The following is a 4,008-nucleotide window of genomic DNA, read 5'->3' as shown; positions in this document are numbered from 1 at the left end:
TGGGCCTCATCCCACGATGTCTTCACCGATAGCCTGAACACCATCAATGGTGCGTAGACCGGTTGAATCCGCCACCGTTTCCGCACTGCGCGGAATGGTCCCGCGTGTCAGTTACTCGGGTTCTGCCAAGCTTCGAGGTCGCGCTTCTGCTGGAGATATTCCTCGGCGTCGTCAGTCTCTTGGAGGAGCCGGTCCAGTCCTCGCAGGGCGGCAGCCTTGCCCTCGTCGTCGATCTGACCTGTCAGTCGCAGCAGGGTGAAGGCACGCGCCACAACCCAGGTGGCCTCGTCGTCCGTGTCGAGGGGCGACGTTCCGATCTCAGCGACCGACTCCTGCCATTCCTCTTCCGAATCGTACATGTCCCGCAACCGGGTGGAGGAGGTTAATTCGTCGCGACGATCTTCCCACTCCGCGAGGGTGTCGGCTCCCTCATCATCGCCGAACGGGCCCCAGTCGTTACCCGAGTCGTTGTAGATCGGATGAGTGAAATGCGCTGCGAAGCGAGGGTGCGCTGGCTCCATACCCCAGTCCTCGTCGTCACCCTCAACTTCGTCGCCGTCACAGTCACGCTCGCCGAATCCGAATAGTCCCATGCGCTGATTCTGGCACTGACACGCAAGATTCACCGGCGCCCCACACCGGTAGCTCAAACGAAGGGTTCTGCACGACCGGGGCAGGTCGGTGGCCCAACCCAACGGTTCCGCACGTGCGTGTGTAAGGCATCCGCACCAGAGTCCTCTGCGATCGCGCCGCAGCTCAGCGCTACACCTGTTCGACAACCCAGACAACAGCAAAGATGTTCAGGACGACGAGACAGAGCACCGTGCTAATGCGCACAGCGCGAACCCGGCGTGGGGTTGTTCGCTCTCCAGGCTCCTCATAGGCGGGAAACCACTTGTAGGGGACATGCTCAGGATGGCGCCACTGGTAGATCACTACCGATGTGTAAACGAGATAGAACACGGCTGCGCCGATCCACTGAAGCGTCCCGGGTTTCGTGCCGCTCCTATGCGGGTGCCAACTCTCGGTTGAGGTTGGCGTAGTAGGCGCTCTCGTACTCGGCCGGGGTGGTCATGGCCAGAGACGAGTGGAGCCTTCGGTTGTTGTACCACTCGACCCATCCGGCGGTGGCGTACTCGACGTCGGCGATGGTCTTGTACGGGCTGTCGTGGAAGATCGTGGTGGTGATGCACTCGGTCTTGTACAGGCCGATGACGCACTCCATGAGTGCGTTGTCGTACGCGTCCGCGACGGTGCCGATCGATGCGGCGATGCCCTCGGCGGCCAGGTGCTCGGCGAAGCGCAGGCTGGTGTACTGCGACCCGGCATCGCTATGTGCGATCAGCTCGCCGGGTTGGACGGGGTGCCCGGCTCGGTCGCGTTCCCACAGCGCGATCCGCAGCGGTGTCAGGACCAGCGGTGTCGTCTTGCTCGTCGCGGCGTGCCAGGCCACGACCTTCTGGGAGTAGCAGTCCAGGACGAACGCGACGTACACGAAACCCGCCCACGTGCGTACGTAGGTGAAGTCCGCGACCCACTTCGTGTTCGGCGCTGCCGCGGTGAAGTCCCGGTTGAGCAGGTCACCAGCCCGATGCCCGTCCTTGGCCGGGATCGTGGTGCGTACCGGACGGCCGCGGCGTACCCCGTTCATCCCCGCGACGCGCATGAGCCGATCCACGCGACCGGCGCCGACCTGGTGACCTTGCCTACGTAGCCAGGCGGTCATCTTGCGACGCCCGTACAGCCCTTCCGGGGTACCGACGAGGTCGTGCAGGACGTTGAGCAGGACCGCGTCGGACGTGTCACGGGCCGATGCGCTGCGGTGGCGCCAGGCCCGGTAGGTGCGTGCGGCGATCTGGCAGCCCTCCTGGCGGAGCACCCTGCAGACCGACTCGACCGCGTGCCCCTCGGCGCGCATCTGATCGATGAAACCCATGATCATCGGTTGCGGGGGTCGAGCTCCCCCGCGAAGAAAATCGAGGCCTTGCGTAGGAGCTCGTTGTCCTCGCGCAACCGCTTGACCTCGCTGCGCAGACGATGCAGCTCGGCCAGGTCGTCGCTGGTCGGCCCGTCCTTCAGGCCGGCGTCGACGCGGTGTTGCGAGACCCAGCGGCGCAAGGTTTCACGGCCCACGTCGACCTTCGGTGACACCAACGCGACGGCCTTGGTGACGGACCCGGCTTCCTCGACGCGGTCCAGGACCATCCGCACCGCGCGGTCCTTCACCTCGGGATCGAACTTCTTCGGCATGAACAACATCCTCTCGAACTCGAAAGGAAGCGGCATCACACCCGGGACGCTTCAGGTTGCTACCCGACGAGGCGCGCCCCGACATGGGCGAGCAAGACTCCTTGTTCACGCAGTTGAGCAAGGTCGACGTCGCCGCAGAACGGATCCACGCGATCTGGCAGGGCAACCGGGAGAACGAGTACACGACCGCTGACGGGCAGCCGCACACGAATCGAGGAGGGTTCCAGATCGTCTTCTCTGACCTGGGCACGCCCAACGATGAGAAGTGGGACATGTACAACGGGCTGCGTGACGCCCTCGTCGACAAGGGGATGGATCGTGATCGCATCCGTTTCGTGCACGATGCGAACACCGACGCCAAGAAAGACCGGTTGTTCGCCGACTGCCGTGGCGGCGAGGTCGACGTGCTGATCGGCTCGACGCAGAAGATGGGTGTCGGCACCAACATCCAAACCCGCGCGGTCGCGCTGCACCACCTGGACTGCCCATGGCGCCCCGCCGACCTCGAGCAACGCGATGGGCGCATCATCCGCCAGGGCAATCAAAACCCTGAGGTGCAGATCCTGCAGTACGTGACGAAGCGCAGCTTCGACGCCTTCATGTGGCAGACCACCGAGCGCAAGGCCAAGTTCATCGAGCAGGTCATGCACGGCGACCTGGAAACACGTAGCGCTGAGGACATCGAGACCAGCCAGTCGTTCAACATGAACGAGGTCAAGGCGATCGCCTCGGCCAACCCCCTCATCCTGGAGAAAGCCCAGGCCGACCAAGACCTGTCGGTCCTGGAAAGCCTGGCGACCGCGCACCGGCGATCACAGACCCAGACCCGGCAGGCGGTTGACGCGGCGAATACCGCGATCAGTAGCTACTCGCGACGCATCCCGGCGCTGAAGGACGCGATCGCGGACCGTACCGAGACGAAGGGCGACGCTTTCCGCGCCACCGTCGCAGGCCAGGTCTTCACCGAGCGCGTCGAAGCTGCCAACGCCATCCGTGAGCACCTCGGCGCAGCCGCGTCACGCGCCCGCGTCACGCGAGAACCTGTCACGCTCGAGGCCCTGGTGACGCTGGGCGGGCACCGGTTCGACGTGGTCGTCGACTCCAGCCTGGGTGTCACGAAGGCGAACCTCCAGATGCAGGCAGCCCCCGACGACGTCTTCGTGCGTGACGACGCGTTCGCGCTCATGGGACTACCCGGGTCGCACGGCGTCGTCACCAAGATGGAAAACGCTCTCGCCGGCATGGAAGGAGCACTGGCGAGGGCGGAACAGCGGCTCGACGCAGCCCAACGGGACAAGGTGACAGCCGAGGCGAATCTTGGGCAGCCCTTCGCCCGTGAAGCCGAACTGCAGGCCGTGCGTCACAAGGTCGCCGAACTCGAGCGAGTGATGCGCGGCCAGAACTCGGAGGAGGAGCAGGGAGAACCGCAAGAAGATGTCACCACACCGCTCGCCCCGCAGGCTCAGGCCACCGAGACCGCGGCGGCGACCAGGGGCCATCAGGATGAGAATGAATCGGCGCTGTGGGAGCAGGCGTGGGATGAGTGGGAGACCGACTCAGCTTCGCCGTCCCCGCCTCGCACCCAGCAGCAGATCAACGCCGAGGGTAGCCAGAGAGTGCGTGATGCGCTGGCAGCGCGCGATCAGCGCCACAGCGACTACGGCGACTCTCCTTTCGGACTCTCTCACCAGGGTCCTCAGATGAGCTAGTGTCGCGCGTCATTAATTCGTTGACAGTATGGGATGATGGCATATGCCG

General features: G+C 64.5%; 3 protein-coding genes and 1 other annotated feature. Of the genes, 1 reads left to right on the top strand and 2 read right to left on the bottom strand.

Annotated elements, in window-relative coordinates:
- Positions 1–107: 107 nt before the first annotated feature.
- Positions 108–593 (bottom strand): hypothetical protein, encoded by a 486-nt coding sequence (locus AX669_RS11335; protein WP_062258510.1) that lies wholly within the window; start codon positions 591–593, stop codon positions 108–110.
- A gap of 413 nt (positions 594–1,006) precedes the next feature.
- A protein-coding gene (locus AX669_RS11330) for an IS3 family transposase (protein WP_144708558.1) occupies positions 1,007–2,250 on the bottom strand; the annotation gives its coding sequence in 2 pieces (ribosomal slippage) (positions 1,007–1,977 and positions 1,977–2,250; 1,245 coding nt in all).
- Positions 1,847–1,981: a sequence feature (AL1L pseudoknot), on the bottom strand. (Overlaps the previous gene by 135 nt.)
- A 272-nt stretch (positions 2,251–2,522) precedes the next feature.
- Between AX669_RS11330 and AX669_RS11320 the strand changes: the two genes are divergently transcribed.
- Complete coding sequence (locus AX669_RS11320; protein WP_197418909.1) at positions 2,523–3,959, top strand: helicase C-terminal domain-containing protein; 1,437 nt, start codon at positions 2,523–2,525, stop codon at positions 3,957–3,959.
- Positions 3,960–4,008: the final 49 nt, after the last annotated feature.

Source organism: Dermacoccus sp. CCH2-D9 (assembly GCF_001556795.1).
Lineage (GTDB): Bacteria > Actinomycetota > Actinomycetes > Actinomycetales > Dermatophilaceae > Dermacoccus > Dermacoccus nishinomiyaensis.
This window is presented reverse-complemented; position numbering and strand designations above follow the sequence as displayed.

Excerpts from the sequence above, each read along its gene's own strand:
- AX669_RS11335 (WP_062258510.1), bottom strand. The coding sequence starts at position 593 with ATGGGACTATTCGGATTCGGCGAGCGTGACTGTGACGGCGACGAAGTT.
- AX669_RS11320 (WP_197418909.1), top strand. The coding sequence starts at position 2,523 with ATGTACAACGGGCTGCGTGACGCCCTCGTCGACAAGGGGATGGATCGT.